Here is a 15,566-nt window from a genome sequence, read left to right on the forward strand (position 1 = left end):
GCGCTGCGGTGGCCGGCGGGCCGGCGGCGCCGCTGTCCAACGCCGGCGTCGCGCCGGGCGTGGCGACCCCGAAATCGGGGGTGGCGCGGGTGGCGGCGCCGAGCGAGGTGCGCACCCGCAACGCCGTCTTCAAGCTGGCGGGCTTCGACGAGCTGCCCGGCTGGCAGCAGGACGACCTGCGCGCCGRCTGGGGCGCGTTCCGCAATTCGTGCGAGGCGCTGCGCAAGCGCGACGAATGGCGCGAGATCTGCGACGCGTCGCAGCGCGTGCCGGCCGCCGACACGGCGGCGATGCGGGGCTTCTTCGAGAGCCGTTTCTCGCTGCTGCGCATCCTGAACACCGATGCGAGCCGCGAGGGCGACATCACCGGCTACTTCGAGCCGCTGCTGGACGGCCAGCGCCAGCGCAGCGCCGTCTACGACGTGCCGGTGCTGGGCGTTCCGCGCGACCTGTACACGATAGACTGGTCGAGGGTGCCGAAGGCGCAGCGGCGCGGCGTGATCGCGGTGCGTCCGGACGGCAACCAGCTGGTGGTGCTGCCGGCGCCGCAGGCCGGCAGCTACGCGATGGACCTGCGCCGCTTCGAGCTGGACGACCGGGATCGCCGGCTGCGCGTGCGGCTGACCGGCAGCGGGGCCACGGCCCGTGCCGAGCCGTACTACACCCGGGGCGAGCTGGAGGCGCTGAACCTGCCGCAGGACATCGGCGCGCCGGTGCTCGCCTGGGTGGCCGACGGGCTGGCGCTGTATGCGATGCAGGTGCAGGGCTCGGGGCGCATCCGCCTGCCCGACGGCAGCATCCTGCGGGTGCAGTACGCCGAGCAGAACGGGCATCCGTTCAAGCCGTTGCGGGTGGCAGCGGTCAAGAGCACGAAGGTCGTGACGCGCGGCACCGGTGCGGCGGCGGAGCAGCCGCAGGAGTTCGTGCTGGAGGACGACGAGGCGGTGGCGGATGAAGCACCGGTCGTGACGCGAGGCGGCAAGCCCGTGCCGGCGGCGCCGCGCAGCCCGTCGCGGGCATCGGACAGCCTCGTCGACCAACTGCTTGGCGGCGCAAAGGCGCCGGCAGCAGCGTCTGCGAAGGCGCCGGCGCGAGTCACACAGGGCCGGCTGGTATCCGACCCCAGCTATGTGTTCTTCAAGCCGGTGACCGACCGCCCGGCGGCCGAGGGCCCGCAGGGGGCGCTGGGCGTGCCGTTGACGGCGGGGCGTTCGGTAGCGGTCGACCCCAGGGTGACGCCGCTCGGCTACCCGGTGTTCCTCAGCGCGCCGGCGCCGTCGGGCTCGGCGATCCAGGTGCAGCGGTTGGTGTTCGCACAGGACACCGGCGGCGCGATCCGCGGTGCGGTGCGGGCCGACTATTTCTGGGGCTTCGGCTCCGAGGCCGGGCAGAACGCCCGAAGCACGAAGCACCGCGGGCAGATGTGGGTGTTGTTGCCGACGGCGGAGGCGAAGCGGCTTTCCAGCAGCCGGATCGTCACGCGGGGTGGCGCAGTCGCTTCCGACGTCGAGCCGGGGCAGTGCCTGGTGGCTGACGGAGACTTCTGCTCAGAGGCCGACTGATTTTGCAGAGCACCCGCACGCTCGTCGGTCACTTCAGTCTTTTCCCCCCAACAAGAGCTGGTGGTGCTTGGCGTCGCGGCGGGTGAGGGGCTGGGCTGGGGGCGATTTCTGAGGCGACGAAGAAGCTTGGCTTCGGGGGTGGCGCGCGCCAGCGCGCTTCGTAGACATRCTCATCGCCACTGTTTGACCACAACGAACGAAGTGAGTGGAGGGAGTTTGGCGATGCACCCCCGAAGCCGAGCTTCTTCGTGGAGTCGGCGCCCCCTGGGGCGACGACCGCCTCGGCATGAGCCACCAGCCCAGCCCCTCACCCGCCGCGACGCGACGCGGAGGACGACCGAACGACCGACCCAGGCATCCAATCCAGCAACGCCTGAACCAGATCCTGCGGATCGATCGGCTTGCTGACGTGCGCATTCATGCCAGCCGCGAAGCACTCCTGCCGGTCCTCGTCCATCGCCGCGGCCGTCATCGCGATGACCGGCAGGTGCTCGCCCTGCGGCAACTGCCGGATCACCCGCGTCGCCTGCGGCCCGTCCATCTCCGGCATCTGCATGTCCATCAACACCAGGTCGAAGGGGGCCTTGCGGACCCACTCCACCGCCTCCAGCCCGTTGTTCGCGACCGTCACCTCGAGCTCGCCGAGGGCCAGGAAGGCGAGCGCCACCTGCTGGTTCACGAGGTTGTCCTCGGCCAGCAGCACGCGCGCGCCGCGCAGCGGCTTCAGCTGCTCGGCGTAGCCGGCACTGCGCGACACCGCTGGCGTGCCCTTCGCCGGCTCGCCGCGCTGCAGCCGCACCACCGTGTCGAACAGCCGCGACGGCGTGACCGGCTTGCTCAGCACGCCCGTCAGYGGCAGCTCGCCCAGCGCCTCGCTGACCCGCTCCAGCGTGTGCGGCGTCGCCATCGCGACGATCGCCAGCGGCGGCGCGCCGCGCTCGGCCATGAGGCGCCGCGCCTCGTGCACGAAATCGAGATCCGCCGAACGCCAGTCGAGCAGCAGCAGCTCGTACGGCGACTGCGCATCGGCACGCTTCAGCTTGTGCATCGCGTCGCCCGCGAAGGCCGCGCTGCCCACCTGGAAGCGCCAGCTCTGCAGCACCTGCTGCAACACCACGCGCGCGGTCGGCTGGTTGTCCAGCACCAGCGTGCGCATGCCGCGGATCGCATGCAGGTCGATGCGCTCGGCACCCTCGTGCGCCAGCCCGAAGCGGGCGTTGAACGTGAACAGGCTGCCCTCGCCGGGCGCACTGCGGACCTCGATCGTGCCGCCCATCAGCTCGACCAGCCGCTTGCAGATCGCCAGCCCCAGCCCGGTGCCGCCATAGCGCCGCGCGGTGCTGCGCTCGGCCTGGCTGAACACCTGGAACAGCTGCCCCGCCTGCTCGGGCGTCAGGCCGATGCCGGTGTCGCGCACGCCGAAGCGCAGCTCGACGCCGTCCTCGTCACGCGACAGCAGCGCGGCACTGACGACGATCTCGCCACGCGACGTGAACTTGATCGCATTGCCGACCAGGTTGTTGAGCACCTGCGTCAGCCGCAGCGAGTCGCCCAGCAGCCGCTGCGGAATGGCCTCGTCGATCTCGAACACCAGCTCCAGCCCGGCCTCCTCGATCTTCACGGCGAACAGGTTGCCGACGTTCTCGATCGTTTCCTCCGGGCTGAACTCCTCGCTCTCCAGCACCACGCGGCCGGCCTCGGCCTTCGAGTAGTCGAGGATGTCGTTCAGCAGCGAGAGCAGGGCCTTCGACGAGGTCTGCACCTTGTTGAGATGGCCGCGCTGCTGCGCTTCGAGCCGGCCGTCGAGCACCAGCTGCGTCAGGCCGATCACGGCGTTCATCGGCGTGCGGATCTCGTGGCTCATGCTGGCGAGGAACAGGCTCTTCGCCGCATCGGCGGCCTGCGCCTGGTCACGGGCCAGGGCGAGTTCACGGCCGCGCCGGCGCTCGTCCGCATGGGCCTGCGCCAGGCGCGCGTACATCCAGCCGTTCTCCAGCAGCAGCTCGTACAGCACCACGCTGCAGGTCAGCAGACCGTACAGCCGGCCGGCGTAGAAGCCCAGGTCGTAGCGGCCGCCGTTCAGCATCGCCGACAGCGCGGTGTCGAACAGCCAGGCGCACAACGCCACCATCAGCCAGCGGTCGAGCACCGACTGGCGGCGCTGCTGCCACAGCAAGCCGAGCGTCAGCACCGTGACGACGCAGATCACCCCGACCATCCCGCGCAGCAGCGGCGTCGATTGCGAGCCCTGCATCACCGCCGGCAGCAGCGACGCACCCGCGGTTGCCAACGCGATCAGCCCCAGCGCCAGAGCGACCGTGAACAGCGGCACCGCGAACGGGTGCGAGGCGGCACGCGGGCCGCGGCGCGGCCACGCATAGGCCAGCACGAACAGCGGAAAGCCCAGGTGCCAGAACAGGTAGATCCACGCCGTGCTGTGCGGCCCCGCACCCAGCAGGCCCTCGGGCGCGAACAGCTCCGGGAAGCTCAGCGCATGGCCGACCACCAGCAGGGCCGCGAACAGGTAGCCGCTCGCCAGCACCGCCAGCGGCCGCGCCCGCAGCACGCGCGACTGGCCGAACAGCAGCACGGCGGTGATCAGGTCGTTGACGACCACCGCGGTTTCATAGAGGGCGATGAAGCTCGGGAAGGGCGCCAGCTTGACCTTTGCAAACGGTGCCAAGGCCAGGAACAGCAGGACGGAGACCACGATGATGGTCGTTGCGCGACGGCGCTGCGCCGGGCTGGCCGCCTGGTCCGGCAGGAACGCCGGGCCGTCATCGTCGGATGCTGCCGCGGGATCGTGCCCGATGGACGGCACGGCGGCGTCATGACTGATCCCCACGCCACCTCCCTGTCGACCGGCATGCCGGCCTGTGCGTGCGTATGTTCGTGTGCGTCTGATGAGCCCTTCCCTTATGCCCGGAAGTCGCGGTGCGTGCAACAAATGAAACCCGAAGGGAAGCCCCGTTGAAACACGCCGGCCGCACACTGCGGCACGACATCCCCGACCGAGCGAGGCCCCCATGAGCGATTCCCTGTTCCTGCCGCGTGAACTGTTCAACGCAGCGTCGGTGCCGGCGAAATCGACACGCCAGGCGCCCCCCACCGACGCGGTGCTCGACGACCTGCGCCGCATCACGACGCCGGTCGCCACCTACGGCAGCGGACAGAAGAATCGCCGGCGCAAGCCGCGCGACCCGAACGCACCCAAGGTCGACCTGTGGCTGGACCTGGCCGCCTGATTCAGGCCTGCAACGCGGCGCGCAGGTAGACGCGCAGCATCTCCTTCAGTTCCGCCAGCGCGGCGCGCGTGCCCGGCGCCGCCTCGGTGTTCAGCGTGACCGCCGCCTTCATCACCTGCTGAACCGCCACCGCCACCGCGGCCAGCCGCGCCTTCGCCAGGCCGGCCGCATGCGGCGCGAGGATCTGCGCCAGCTGCACGCGCATCGCCTGGCGCACCGCCTGCACCTGCGCGGCCGGCGCGCCGGGCGAGTCGACCAGCCGCGCGAACGACGGATGGGCAGCGCGGAACTCGATCAGCGCGACCACCAGCCGCGCACTCAGCTCATCGACATCCCAGCCGGCGCTCGCCTCGGCCATCGCGCCCAGCCGTGCCTGCAATTCGCCCGCCTGCAGCGCGATCACACCCTGCGCCACCTCGGGCTTGGTCGGGAAGAACTGGTAGAGCGAGCCGATCGACGAATCGGCGCGCGCCGCGATCTCGGTCATCGTCGCGGCGTCATAACCCCTCTCGGCGAACACCTGCGCCGCGGCACCGAGCAGCACCTCGACGCGCTGGTGCCCGCGCTGGCGGCGCACGCGTTCGACCGGCGCGGCATCGCCCGAGCCCGGGGCACTGGACTTTTGTGAGGACTTCCTCATAGAATTTGTTTTGCGAGGACACCCTCACAAATCAGCCGCTGAAGGATCCCATGCTATCTCTTGACTCCACACCGCTCGACCCCGCCCGCACCGCGCTCGTGCTGATCGACCTGCAGCAAGGCATCACCGGCTTCGGCCGCGCCCCGCACGACAGTGCCACGGTGCTCGCGAACGCCGCAGCGCTGGCCGACCGGTTCCACGCGCTGAACGCGCTCGTCGTGCGCGTGAAGGTCGGCTGGCACGCAGGCTTCCCCGAGCTGCTGACGCAGACCACCGACCAGCCCGCACCGTTGCCGCCAGGAGGGTTGCCGGCGCACTGGTGGGACGACCCCGCAGCGCTGCCGAGCGCGCCCGGCGACCTGCAGATCGTCAAGCGCCAGTGGAATGCCTTCCACGGCACCGAGCTCGACCTACAACTGCGCCGGCGCGGCATCGCGACGCTGGTGCTGGGCGGCATCGTCACGCACATCGGCGTCGAAGGCACGGCGCGCGCGGCCTGGGAGCTCGGCTACCAGCTGCTGATCGCCGAGGACGCCTGCAGCGCGCCGCTCGCCGAGCCGCACCTGGCGTCGATGCAGTACGTGATGCCACGGCTCGGCCATGTGCGCCGCACGGCGCAGATCCTTTCTTCACCGGGCACGACACCGACCGACATGGTCTGACATTCAAGCCGCCGTCATACTGTCGGCCATGTCCGCATCCCGTGTCGCCTGGCGCGTCCTGCTCGCGCTGCTGCTGGTGTTCAGCCAGCAGCAGGCGGTGCTGCACGTGCTGGGGCATGCGCTGGAGCACCAGCGGCAATCGCTGGCGGCCTTGCCGCAGGCGAGTTCTGCCAATGCGGCCGACACCGACACGCTGTGCGCCCAGTGCCTGGCCTGCGCGCAGCTCGACCACCCCGCCACGCCGCAGGTGGCGCTGCCGGCGCTGTCGTCGGCGCGCTTCGAACTGGCCGCTGCCGCACCGGTCACCGCGCGCGATGCGCGCTTCGAGCCGGCCTACCTGAGCCGCGCTCCGCCCCTTTCGACGCTGTCCTGAACGTGCGCCGCGGCCGCTGGGCCGCGCGCCTTCGTGCCTGCCCGCGCGCTGTCGCCGCGGGCCCACCGGAACCACGCGTCATGAAGATCCATTCCCTGCTGCCGGCCTGCATTGCGCTGGCTTCCACCTTCGCTTCCCTTCACGCCCAGGCCCACGAGCCCGGCGCCCATGTGCACGGCGTCGCCGAACTGCGCGTCGTCGTCGACGGCCCCCAACTGCAGATCAGCCTCGAGAGCCCGCTCGACAACCTGCTCGGCTTCGAGCACGTGCCGCGCACCGACGTGCAACGCACGGCAGTGCGCCAGATGGCGCGCACGCTGCGCGATGCCGGCGGCGTGTTCGCACCGACCGCCGCGGCGCATTGCCATCTCACCACCGTGCGGCTCGCGTCATCGGCCGCACTCGGCGAGTCGATCGAGGCAACGCCGGCCGACGGCGACGGCCATGCCGACCTCGATGCCGACTTCAGCTGGACCTGCGACGCCCCGCAGGCGCTGGCCGGCGTCGACGTCGACCTGATGCGCCACTTCCCCAACCTGCGCCGGCTCAAGGTGCAGGTCGCCGCCCCCTCGGGCCAGCGCGCGCTCGACCTGCTGCCGGGCCGCCGGAGCGTCACATGGTGAGCCCGCCCCCCCTGCTGCAGGTGCAGCAGCTGCGCTTTCGCTGGCAGCGCGCGCTGCCGCCCTGCCTCGACATCGACGACTTCAGCGTGCAGGCCGGCGAGCGCGTCTTCCTGCACGGCCCGAGCGGCAGCGGCAAGAGCACGCTGCTCGGCCTGCTGGGCGGCGTGCTGGTGCCCGACGCCGGCCGCGTGACGGCGCTCGGCCAGGAGGTCTCCGCGCTGCCGGGCGCCGCGCGCGACCGCTTCCGCGTCGACCACGTCGGCTTCGTGTTCCAGCAGTTCAACCTGGTGCCCTACCTGAGCGTGCTCGACAACGTGCTGTTGCCGTGCCGCTTCTCGGCGCTGCGCGCGGCGCGGGCGCAGGCTGCCTCCGACGGCGACCTGGTGCACGAGGCGCGCCGCCTGCTGGAAGCGCTCGACCTGCCGCGCACGCTGCTCGCGCGGCCGGCCACCCAGCTCTCGGTCGGCCAGCAGCAGCGCGTGGCTGCGGCGCGGGCGCTGCTCGGCCGGCCCGAGCTGGTGATCGCCGACGAGCCGACCTCGGCGCTCGATGCGGCCACGCAGCAGCGCTTCATCGAGCTGCTGCTGCGCGAGTGCAGCGCCGCGCAGGCGACGCTGCTGTTCGTCAGCCACGACCGCCGGCTCGCCACGCACTTCACGCGCGAGGTGGCGTTGGCCGAGCTGAACCGCTCCGCCGTGCTGCAGCAGGAGGCCGCATGAAGCCTCTGCTGAAGATCGCGCTCGCCAGCGCCTGGAACCGCCGCGCGACGCTCGGCCTCGCGATCGCCGCGATTGCGCTGTCGGTCACGATGCTGCTCGGCGTCGAGCGCAGCCGGCTCGCGGCGCGCGAGGCGTTCGCGCAATCGGTGTCCGGCACCGACCTGGTCGTCGGCGCCCGCACGAGCCCGGTGCAGCTGATGCTGTACGCGGTGTTCCGGCTCGGCGAGGCGACCAACAACATCCGCTGGGCCAGCGCCGAGGCGCTCGCGAAGCGGCCGGGCGTCGCATGGACCATCCCGCTGTCGCTCGGTGATTCGCATCACGGCTTCGCGGTGCTGGGCACGAACACCGGCTACTTCGAGCACTTCCGCTACGGCTACCGCCGGCCGCTGGTGGTGGCCGAGGGGCGGGCGTTCAGCGGCAGCGTCGACGGCGTGTTCGAGGCGGTGGTCGGCGCCGAGGTCGCACGCTCGCTGCACTACGCGATCGGGCAGCGCATCACGCTGAGCCACGGCAGCGGCGGAGAAGGCTTGGCCGAGCATGCCGACAAGCCGTTCACGATCGTCGGCATCCTCGCGCCGACCGGCACGCCGGTCGACCGCACGGTGCACATCAGCCTGCAGGCGATCGAGGCGATCCACCTCGACTGGCAGGGCGGTGCGCCGATCCCGGGTCTCGCGATCGCGCCCGAGCTGGTGCGCAAGTTCGACCTGACGCCGAAGACGATCACCGCGGTGCTGGTCGGCCTCGAGCAGCGCGGCGCGGTGTTCCGGGCCCAGCGCGAGATCAACGAGTTCGACGGCGAGCCGCTGCTGGCGGTGCTGCCCGGCGTCGCGCTCGACCAGCTGTGGCAGGTGGTCGGCGTGGTCGAGCGCACGCTGCTCGCGGTGTCGGCGCTGGTGCTGGTGGTCGGGCTGGCCGGGCTGGTGGCGGTGGTGCTCGCAAGCCTGAACGAGCGGCGGCGCGAGCTGGCGATCCTGCGCTCGGTGGGCGCCGGGCCGCGCCACATCGCGGCGCTGCTGGTGGCCGAGAGCGTCGGCGCGACGCTGCTCGGCACCGCGCTCGCACTCGTGCTGCTGGCCGGCCTCTCGCTGCTCGCCGGGCCGTGGCTGCAAGGGCAGTTCGGCAGCGCGCCGGCACCCGGCGTGTCGGGCGTGGGGGAATGGAAGCTGATCGGCCTGGTGCTCGCCGCCGGCCTGGTGGCGGGGGGGCTGCCGGCGTGGCGGGCCTGCCGCTTGTCGTTGTCGGACGGCCTGACGCCGCGCCTGTGATGAAAGGAATCATGATGAACAGGATCGAGACAAAGACCGTCTGGAGTGGCGTGTTCGCGGCCGTGCTGGCCTTGTGCGGCGCCTGCAGCGATGCGGCCGACGGCCCGAAGGTGCCCGACAGCCCGAAGACCGATGCGGCCGATTACCGCATCGGCGACAAGCTGGCGCCGGCCGTCGCGGCGCGCGCCGCCAGCGCGGCGGTGGCCGGCGGCTACAAGCTGACGACCTGGGAGGACCTGACGCCGAAGGACTGGGACCCGATGAAGGACGTGCAGGCGCTGAGCTTCCGGATGTTCGGCGACGGCGATCCGCGCGCGCAGGCGGCGCTCGACCGGCTGAAGCGGGCCTGGAACAACGCGCCGACCAATGCCGCGATGGACCAGCAGCGGGTGCGCATCGCCGGCTTCGTCGTGCCGCTGGAAGGCGAGAGCGACCAGCTGCGCGAGTTCCTGCTGGTGCCCTATTTCGGTGCCTGCATCCACGTGCCGCCGCCGCCGGCCAACCAGACCATCCACGTGAAGCTCGCGAAGCCGCTGGCCGGCGTGCGCACGATGGACGCGCTGTGGGTCAGCGGCACGATCCACGCGGCCTTCAGCGACACGGCGCTCGGGACCTCGGGGTACCGGATGGAGGGGGATGTGACGGAGGCCTACCGGCGCAGCCGGTGAGTTCCTGGTGAGGGGCCATCGGCCGGCAGCGCAGTTGGTCCCTGCTTTCCGGCAGTTGGTCGCAAGCCGCTGGGCGCGCAAGAGGCGGACTCCTAGAGTTCACTCCATCGCAGCCCCGCTGCCCTGCCACACCAAGGAGCCCACCATGACCAGCCGCCTCTCCGCCATCGCCTTTGCCTTCGCCCTGCTCGCCACCGCTTCGCTCGGTTTCGCCGCGCAAGCCCATACCGCCGCACAGACGGCAGCCCGCGCCAAGGCCGACGCCGAGTCCCGCATGACGGTGATCCAGCTGCCGGCGGTGACAGTGATCGGCAAGCGCGTGCAGGCCAACGACGCCTGATCGCCGCCCTGCCCCCTCCATTGATGATTCCTCCCCGCCTGAAGCCATCTCCCAACATGTGATCTCCGGCTTCAGGCGTTTTTTCTTCCGTGGCCCTGCGCCGGCAGGGCCCTTGCCCAAGCGCTACGATGCCTGTCCCTCCCCGACCCGCTTCGCGATGGACAGCCTCGACCTGCAAGTGCTCACCCAGGCCCGCCAGTGGCGCGCCGACGGCCATGCCGTCTGGCTGGTCACCGTGCTCGAGACCTGGGGCTCCGCGCCGCGGCCGCCCGGCGCGCTGCTCGCGATGCGCGACGACGGCCTGGTGGTCGGCTCGGTCTCCGGCGGCTGCGTCGAAGACGACCTGATCGAGCGCGTGCGCACCGGCGAGCGCGTCGCGCGGCCGCAGCTGATCACCTACGGCGTCACGAAGGAAGAAGCCGCCCGCTTCGGCCTGCCCTGCGGCGGCAACCTGCGGCTGGTGCAGGAGCCGCTGCAGGACACCGCCTGGGTCGACGAGGTGCTCGAACGCACGCAGCGGCATGAACTCGTCGCCCGGCTGCTCGACCTCGACACCGGCACGGTGCAGGTCGAGGCCGCGTCGCGCGGCGACGGCTTCGCGTTCGACGGCCGCTGCTTGCGCGCACTGTTCGGCCCGCGCTGGCGGCTGTTGATCATCGGCGCCGGCCAGCTGTCGCGCGTGCTGGCGCAGATGGCGCTGGCGCTCGACTTCGAGGTCACCTGCTGCGACCCGCGCGAGGAATACCACCTCACCTGGGACGTGCCGGGCACGCAGTTCAGCAAGGCAATGCCCGATGACCTGGCGCTGGAGATGCAACTCGACCCGCACAGCGCCGTGGTGGCCGTCACCCACGACCCCAAGCTCGACGACATGGTGCTGCTGGAGGCGCTGAAGTCGCCGGCGTTCTACGTCGGCGCGCTCGGCTCGCGCAGCAACACCGCGAAGCGCCGCGAGCGACTCGCGATGTTCGACCTGTCGCCCACCGAGATCGACCGCCTGCACGGCCCGATCGGGCTGAACCTGGGCGGCAATTCGCCGGCCGAGATCGCGGTCTCGATCCTGGCCGAGATCATCGCGGTGCGGCACGGCGTGGGGGTCACGCAGAAGAAGCCGGTCGGCGCCGCCGTATCGGTATCGGCCTGACTGGAGCCCCACCGCTTGATCCCCTGGCTGCGCGACGCCCGCACCCCGCTGCCCGATACACGCCAGGCGTTGCCGCCCGGCTCGGACGCACCCGGGCTGCTGGCCGCCGGCGGCGAGCTGACGCCCGAGCGCCTGACCGAGGCCTACAGCCACGGCATCTTCCCGTGGTACAGCGAGGGCCAGCCGGTGCTGTGGTGGTCGCCCGACCCGCGCATGGTGCTGCCGGTGGCCGAATTCAAGCTGTCGCGCTCGCTGCGCCAGACGCTGCGCCGCTTCGCGCGCGATCCCGGCTGCGAGCTGCGCATCGACAGCGATTTCGCATCGGTGATCGGTGCCTGCGCCGGCACGCCCCGCGAGGGCCAGGACGGCACCTGGATCCTGCCRGAGATGGTGCAGGCCTACTGCCGCTGGCATGCGCTCGGCGCGGTGCACAGCTTCGAGACCTGGATCGACGGGCAGCTGGTGGGCGGCCTGTACGGCGTGTGCCTCGGGCGGATGTTCTTCGGCGAGTCGATGTTCTCGCACCGCACCGATGCGTCGAAGATCGCGGTGTCGGGCCTGGTCGCGTTCTGCCGGGCGAACGGCATCACGCTGATCGACTGCCAGCAGCGCACCGGTCACCTGGCGTCACTGGGGGCGCGGGAGATTCCACGCGAACAATTCGAAACCGGTTTGCCCCCCAGACTCAGGGAGCCCCCGGTGCGGGAATGGTCCTATGATCCCTCGATGTGGGCGCTGCTGGATCCCGGTGCGCCCGTGCAGGGACCTGGTTCGTGACCCATCCGAAAGAGCTTCCGCTCGCCTCGCTGCAGTTCTATGCCACCGCGCCGTACCCGTGCAGTTACCTGGGCGGCCGGATGGCGCGTTCGCAGGTCGCGACACCCAGCCACCTGATCCACGCCGACGCCTACTCGGGCCTGGTCTCCAACGGGTTCCGGCGCAGCGGCATGTTCACCTACCGGCCGTTCTGCGACGGCTGCCGCGCCTGTGTGCCGCTGCGCGTGCCGGTGGCGGGTTTCGAGCCGACGCGCAGCCAGCGCCGCGCCTGGAAGCAGCACCAGGGCCTGCAGGCGCGCGTGCTCCGGCTGTGCTTCGTGCCGGAGCACTACCAGCTCTACCTGCGCTACCAGGCCGGCCGCCACAGCGGGGGCGGCATGGACAACGACAGCATCGACCAGTACACCCAGTTCCTGCTGCAAAGCCGAGTCAACTCGCGGCTGGTCGAGTTCCGCGAGCCGGCGCCCGACGGGATGGGCGCGCTGAAGATGGTGTCGATCCTCGACATCCTGAACGACGGCCTGTCGGCGGTGTACACCTTCTACGAGCCCGAGCCGCGCACCAGCTACGGCATCTACAACGTGATGTGGCAGATCGAGCAGACCCGGCTGCTGAAGCTGCGCCACGTCTACCTCGGCTACTGGATCTCCGAGAGCGACAAGATGGCCTACAAGGCCGACTTCCGTCCGCACGAGGTGCTGCTGGACGGGCAGTGGCGCGACGCGCCCGCCGAGTGAAGCTCAGGCGCCCAGCCGGCTGAGCACCTCGTCGGCCAGCGCGAGGCTGGCGGTCAGGCCCGGCGATTCGATCCCGAACAGGTTCACGAGCCCCGGCACGCCGTGCTCGGCCGGCCCGTCGATGCGGAAATCCGCCGCCGGCTCGCCCGGCCCGGCGAGCTTGGGCCGCACGCCGCTGTAGGCCGGCTGCAGCGCGCCGTCGGGCAGCGCGGGCCAGTAGCGGCGCACCTCGGCGTAGAAGGCGTCGGCGCGCGCCGGGTCCACGGTGTAGTCGATCGGGTCTTGCGTGTCGTCAGCCAGCCATTGCACGTCGGGCCCGAAGCGGGCCTGACCGCCCAGGTCCAGCGTCAGGTGCACGCCCAGGCCGGCCCGGTTCGGCAGCGGGTAGATCAGCCGCGAGAACGGCGCGCGGCCGGCCAGCGAGAAGTAGTTGCCCTTGCAGAAGCGGGCCGCCGGCTGCGCCCCGGCTGGCAGGCCCGAGGTCGATTGCGCGAGCGCCGGCGACCACAGGCCCGTGGCGTTGACGACGATGCGGGCGGCCAGTTCCATCGGCTGCTCGCCGCCGACCTCGATGACGTGCTCGCCTGGCCCCGCCTGCAGCGCCCGCACCGGCGAGGCCAGCGCCACCATGCCACCGCGCCGCTCCAGCTCGCCCTGCAGCGCGAGCATCAGGCCGTGGCTGTCGATCAGGCCGGTCGACGGCGACCACAGCGCCGCCAGGCAGGTGAGCGCCGGCTCCATCGTGCGCGCCTGCGCTGCGTCGAGCGGCACCAGGTCGTCGACACCATTCGCCGCCGCCTGCACCTGCAAGGCTTGCAGCCCGGTCAGCTGCGACGGCTCGGTCGCCACCAGCAGCTTGCCGCAGCGGCGGTGCACCACGCCGTGCGACTCGCAGAACGCGTAGAGCAGGTGCTTGCCCTCGACGCACAGCCGCGCCTTCAGCGACCCGGGCGGGTAGTAGAGCCCGGCGTGGATGACCTCGCTGTTGCGCGAGCTGATGCCGGTGCCGATGGAGGGCTGCGACTCGATCACCAGCGTCTCCAGGCCGCGCAGCGCCAACGCACGCGCCACCGCCAGCCCGACGACGCCGGCTCCCACCACCACTGCTTCGACACGGTCCATGCGGCATTGTCGCGGGGCTTCGACAAGCTCAGCCCGACCCTTCGACAGGCTCAGGACGAGCGGTGTCGGGGGAGCTCAGACGTAGCGGTTCAGCAAATTCTCCATCGCCTCCTGCCGCCCGGACTTCGGCTGCACGTCGGCGTTGCGGTCCAGCACGCGCTGCGCCACGGCGTCCAGCGTCAGCTCGCCCTTCAGCACCTGCTGGCCGAACGCGCCGCGCCAGCCGGCGTAGCGCTGCTGCACCGCCGATTCGAGCCTGCCCTCCTGGATCATCCGCTCGGCCGCCAGCAGCGCGCGGGCGCACAGGTCCATCGCGCCGACGTGGCCGTGGAACAGGTCTTCCGCATCGATCGACTGGCGCCGCACCTTGGCGTCGAAGTTCAGCCCGCCGCTCGTGAAGCCGCCGGCGCGCTGGATGTGGAACATCGCCAGCGCCATCTCCGGCAGGTTGTTCGGGAACTGGTCGGTGTCCCAGCCGCACTGCATGTCGCCGCGATTCATGTCGACCGAACCGAAGATGCCGAGCGCCGCCGCGGTCGCGATCTCGTGCTCGAAGCTGTGGCCCGACAGCGTCGCGTGGTTGGCCTCGATGTTGACCTTCACGTCGTTCTCGAGGCCGTAGGTCTTCAGGAAACCGTAGACGGTGGCGACGTCGAAGTCGTACTGGTGCTTGGTCGGCTCGCGCGGCTTCGGCTCGATCAGGATCGGCCCCTTTAGTCCGATCTTGTGCTTGTGGTCCACCGCCATCGCGAGCAGCCGGCCCATCTGCTGCAGCTCCGATTTCAGGTCGGTGTTCAGCAGCGTCTCGTAGCCCTCGCGGCCACCCCACATCACGTAGTTGGCGCCGCCCAGCCGCACGGTGGCGTCCATCGCCTCCTTGACCTGCAGCGCCGCCATCGCGAACACCTCGGGGTCGGGGTTGGTCGCCGCGCCCGACATGAAGCGCCGGTGCGAGAACAGGTTGGCCGTGCCCCACAGCAGCTTCACGCCGGTGGCCTGCTGCTTCTCGCCGAGCAGGTCGACGGTGCGGCGCAGCCACTCGACGCTCTCGCGCGGCGTGCTGCCTTCGGCCACCACGTCGCGGTCATGGAAGCAGTAGTACGGGATGCCGAGCTTGCTGAAGAAGTCGAATGCGACATCGGCCTTCACGCGCGCCTGCTCCAGCGGATCGGCGATCTGGTGCCACGGGCGCTGGAAGCTGTCGCCGCCGAACGGATCGCGGCCGTCCCACACGAAGCTGTGCCAGTAGCAGGCGGCGAAGCGCAGCTGCTCTTCCATGCGCTTGCCGAGCACCACACGGTCCTTGTCGTACCAGTGGAAGGCGAGCGGGTTGTCGCTCTCGGGGCCTTCGTACTTGATCGGCGCGATGCCTTTGAAGAACTCTGTCATGGCAATGTCTCCTGGTGAAGGTCAGGCTGCGGCAAAGGCGGCACGCAGCGTCGGGTAAAGCGACTTGAATCGGTCGTGGCGGGCCAGCAGCGCATCGCGACGCGCGGCGGGCTCGGGCAGGTACTCGGTGTTCAGCGCGGGCGCGAGGCACACCTCGGCCTCGCTGCCGCCGGTGGCCAGCCACGCCAGGCGCGCGGCGCCGAGCGCCCCGCCGGCCTCGCCGCCATGCACGGTGCGCACCGGCACGCCGTACAGCGTGGCGAACAGCTGCGCCCACAGCGGGCTGCGCGAGCC

At 71.1% G+C, this 15,566-nt stretch carries 16 protein-coding genes and 1 pseudogene; 12 read left to right on the top strand and 5 right to left on the bottom strand.

The window, feature by feature from the left end:
- A partial coding sequence (gene mltA / locus AC1D15_RS04835) for a murein transglycosylase A (protein ID WP_477825118.1) occupies positions 1 to 1,562 on the top strand: 1,562 nt, incomplete at its 5' end.
- A gap of 307 nt (positions 1,563 to 1,869) precedes the next feature.
- Here the strand turns inward: mltA and AC1D15_RS04840 are convergent.
- Complete coding sequence (locus AC1D15_RS04840) at positions 1,870 to 4,407, bottom strand: response regulator (protein ID WP_477825119.1); 2,538 nt, start codon at positions 4,405 to 4,407, stop codon at positions 1,870 to 1,872.
- Between the two features lie 181 nt (positions 4,408 to 4,588).
- On the opposite strand from AC1D15_RS04840, the gene AC1D15_RS04845 reads away from it, so the two are divergent.
- Positions 4,589 to 4,807, top strand: coding sequence for a hypothetical protein (locus AC1D15_RS04845; RefSeq protein WP_465113312.1), 219 nt, complete (start codon positions 4,589 to 4,591; stop codon positions 4,805 to 4,807).
- Position 4,808: 1 nt separating this feature from the next.
- On the opposite strand, the gene AC1D15_RS04850 is transcribed toward AC1D15_RS04845, so the two are convergent.
- Positions 4,809 to 5,447 (bottom strand): TetR/AcrR family transcriptional regulator, encoded by a 639-nt coding sequence (locus AC1D15_RS04850; protein ID WP_477825120.1) that lies wholly within the window; start codon positions 5,445 to 5,447, stop codon positions 4,809 to 4,811.
- A gap of 50 nt (positions 5,448 to 5,497) precedes the next feature.
- Here AC1D15_RS04850 and AC1D15_RS04855 point away from each other — a divergent pair, with 50 nt between their 5' ends.
- From AC1D15_RS04855 to AC1D15_RS04900, 10 genes are all read left to right on the top strand, one after another.
- Entirely contained in the window at positions 5,498 to 6,109 is a 612-nt protein-coding gene (locus tag AC1D15_RS04855) for a hydrolase (RefSeq protein ID WP_477825121.1), read from the top strand.
- A gap of 28 nt (positions 6,110 to 6,137) precedes the next feature.
- Positions 6,138 to 6,482: a hypothetical protein gene (locus AC1D15_RS04860; protein ID WP_465113309.1), complete on the top strand. Its 345-nt coding sequence runs from the start codon at positions 6,138 to 6,140 to the stop codon at positions 6,480 to 6,482.
- Between the two features lie 80 nt (positions 6,483 to 6,562).
- The gene (locus AC1D15_RS04865; protein ID WP_477825122.1) at positions 6,563 to 7,105 is read left to right on the top strand and encodes a DUF2796 domain-containing protein; all 543 of its coding nucleotides are present in this window, start codon (positions 6,563 to 6,565) and stop codon (positions 7,103 to 7,105) included.
- Positions 7,099 to 7,824 carry an ATP-binding cassette domain-containing protein gene (locus tag AC1D15_RS04870; protein WP_477825123.1) on the top strand — a complete coding sequence of 242 codons (726 nt, stop codon included), beginning with the start codon at positions 7,099 to 7,101 and terminating at the stop codon, positions 7,822 to 7,824. Before AC1D15_RS04865 ends, AC1D15_RS04870 begins: the two co-directional genes overlap by 7 nt.
- Positions 7,821 to 9,095 carry an ABC transporter permease gene (locus AC1D15_RS04875; RefSeq protein ID WP_477825124.1) on the top strand — a complete coding sequence of 425 codons (1,275 nt, stop codon included), beginning with the start codon at positions 7,821 to 7,823 and terminating at the stop codon, positions 9,093 to 9,095. The genes AC1D15_RS04870 and AC1D15_RS04875 overlap by 4 nt, the downstream gene beginning before the upstream one ends.
- A gap of 14 nt (positions 9,096 to 9,109) precedes the next feature.
- Positions 9,110 to 9,763 (top strand): DUF3299 domain-containing protein, encoded by a 654-nt coding sequence (locus AC1D15_RS04880; protein WP_082004400.1) that lies wholly within the window; start codon positions 9,110 to 9,112, stop codon positions 9,761 to 9,763.
- 145 nt (positions 9,764 to 9,908) lie between these two features.
- On the top strand, positions 9,909 to 10,103 hold the full coding sequence (locus tag AC1D15_RS04885) for a hypothetical protein (protein WP_047506063.1): 195 nt from the start codon (positions 9,909 to 9,911) through the stop codon (positions 10,101 to 10,103).
- Positions 10,104 to 10,260: 157 nt separating this feature from the next.
- A complete protein-coding gene (locus tag AC1D15_RS04890) occupies positions 10,261 to 11,247 on the top strand; it encodes an XdhC family protein (RefSeq protein WP_465113305.1) in 987 nt (328 codons plus the stop codon).
- A 15-nt stretch (positions 11,248 to 11,262) separates the two neighbouring features.
- On the top strand, positions 11,263 to 12,024 hold the full coding sequence (aat, locus tag AC1D15_RS04895) for a leucyl/phenylalanyl-tRNA--protein transferase (RefSeq protein ID WP_465113304.1): 762 nt from the start codon (positions 11,263 to 11,265) through the stop codon (positions 12,022 to 12,024).
- Positions 12,021 to 12,761: an arginyltransferase gene (locus tag AC1D15_RS04900; protein WP_465113303.1), complete on the top strand. Its 741-nt coding sequence runs from the start codon at positions 12,021 to 12,023 to the stop codon at positions 12,759 to 12,761. Before aat ends, AC1D15_RS04900 begins: the two co-directional genes overlap by 4 nt.
- Positions 12,762 to 12,764: 3 nt before the next feature.
- Here the strand turns inward: AC1D15_RS04900 and AC1D15_RS04905 are convergent, their stop codons facing one another.
- The 3 genes and pseudogenes from AC1D15_RS04905 to AC1D15_RS04915 all read right to left on the bottom strand — a co-directional run.
- Positions 12,765 to 13,883, bottom strand: coding sequence for an NAD(P)/FAD-dependent oxidoreductase (locus tag AC1D15_RS04905; protein ID WP_477825125.1), 1,119 nt, complete (start codon positions 13,881 to 13,883; stop codon positions 12,765 to 12,767).
- 75 nt (positions 13,884 to 13,958) lie between these two features.
- Positions 13,959 to 15,272, bottom strand: coding sequence for a xylose isomerase (gene xylA / locus AC1D15_RS04910; RefSeq protein WP_047506051.1), 1,314 nt, complete (start codon positions 15,270 to 15,272; stop codon positions 13,959 to 13,961).
- Between the two features lie 21 nt (positions 15,273 to 15,293).
- Positions 15,294 to 15,566: pseudogene (locus AC1D15_RS04915) on the bottom strand (xylulokinase); the annotation flags it as partial.

It is taken from the genome of Rhizobacter sp. P2_H2, from assembly GCF_056403375.1.

What these genes read in the sequence shown, in the direction of transcription:
- AC1D15_RS04885 (WP_047506063.1), top strand. Translation starts at nt 9,909, where the DNA reads ATGACCAGCCGCCTCTCCGCCATCGCCTTTGCCTTCGCCCTGCTCGCC.
- AC1D15_RS04865 (WP_477825122.1), top strand. Translation starts at nt 6,563, where the DNA reads ATGAAGATCCATTCCCTGCTGCCGGCCTGCATTGCGCTGGCTTCCACC.
- xylA (WP_047506051.1), bottom strand. Translation starts at nt 15,272, where the DNA reads ATGACAGAGTTCTTCAAAGGCATCGCGCCGATCAAGTACGAAGGCCCC.
- AC1D15_RS04880 (WP_082004400.1), top strand. Translation starts at nt 9,110, where the DNA reads ATGAACAGGATCGAGACAAAGACCGTCTGGAGTGGCGTGTTCGCGGCC.
- AC1D15_RS04860 (WP_465113309.1), top strand. Translation starts at nt 6,138, where the DNA reads ATGTCCGCATCCCGTGTCGCCTGGCGCGTCCTGCTCGCGCTGCTGCTG.
- AC1D15_RS04905 (WP_477825125.1), bottom strand. Translation starts at nt 13,883, where the DNA reads ATGGACCGTGTCGAAGCAGTGGTGGTGGGAGCCGGCGTCGTCGGGCTG.
- AC1D15_RS04855 (WP_477825121.1), top strand. Translation starts at nt 5,498, where the DNA reads ATGCTATCTCTTGACTCCACACCGCTCGACCCCGCCCGCACCGCGCTC.
- AC1D15_RS04850 (WP_477825120.1), bottom strand. Translation starts at nt 5,447, where the DNA reads ATGAGGAAGTCCTCACAAAAGTCCAGTGCCCCGGGCTCGGGCGATGCC.
- AC1D15_RS04875 (WP_477825124.1), top strand. Translation starts at nt 7,821, where the DNA reads ATGAAGCCTCTGCTGAAGATCGCGCTCGCCAGCGCCTGGAACCGCCGC.
- AC1D15_RS04870 (WP_477825123.1), top strand. Translation starts at nt 7,099, where the DNA reads ATGGTGAGCCCGCCCCCCCTGCTGCAGGTGCAGCAGCTGCGCTTTCGC.
- AC1D15_RS04845 (WP_465113312.1), top strand. Translation starts at nt 4,589, where the DNA reads ATGAGCGATTCCCTGTTCCTGCCGCGTGAACTGTTCAACGCAGCGTCG.
- AC1D15_RS04890 (WP_465113305.1), top strand. Translation starts at nt 10,261, where the DNA reads ATGGACAGCCTCGACCTGCAAGTGCTCACCCAGGCCCGCCAGTGGCGC.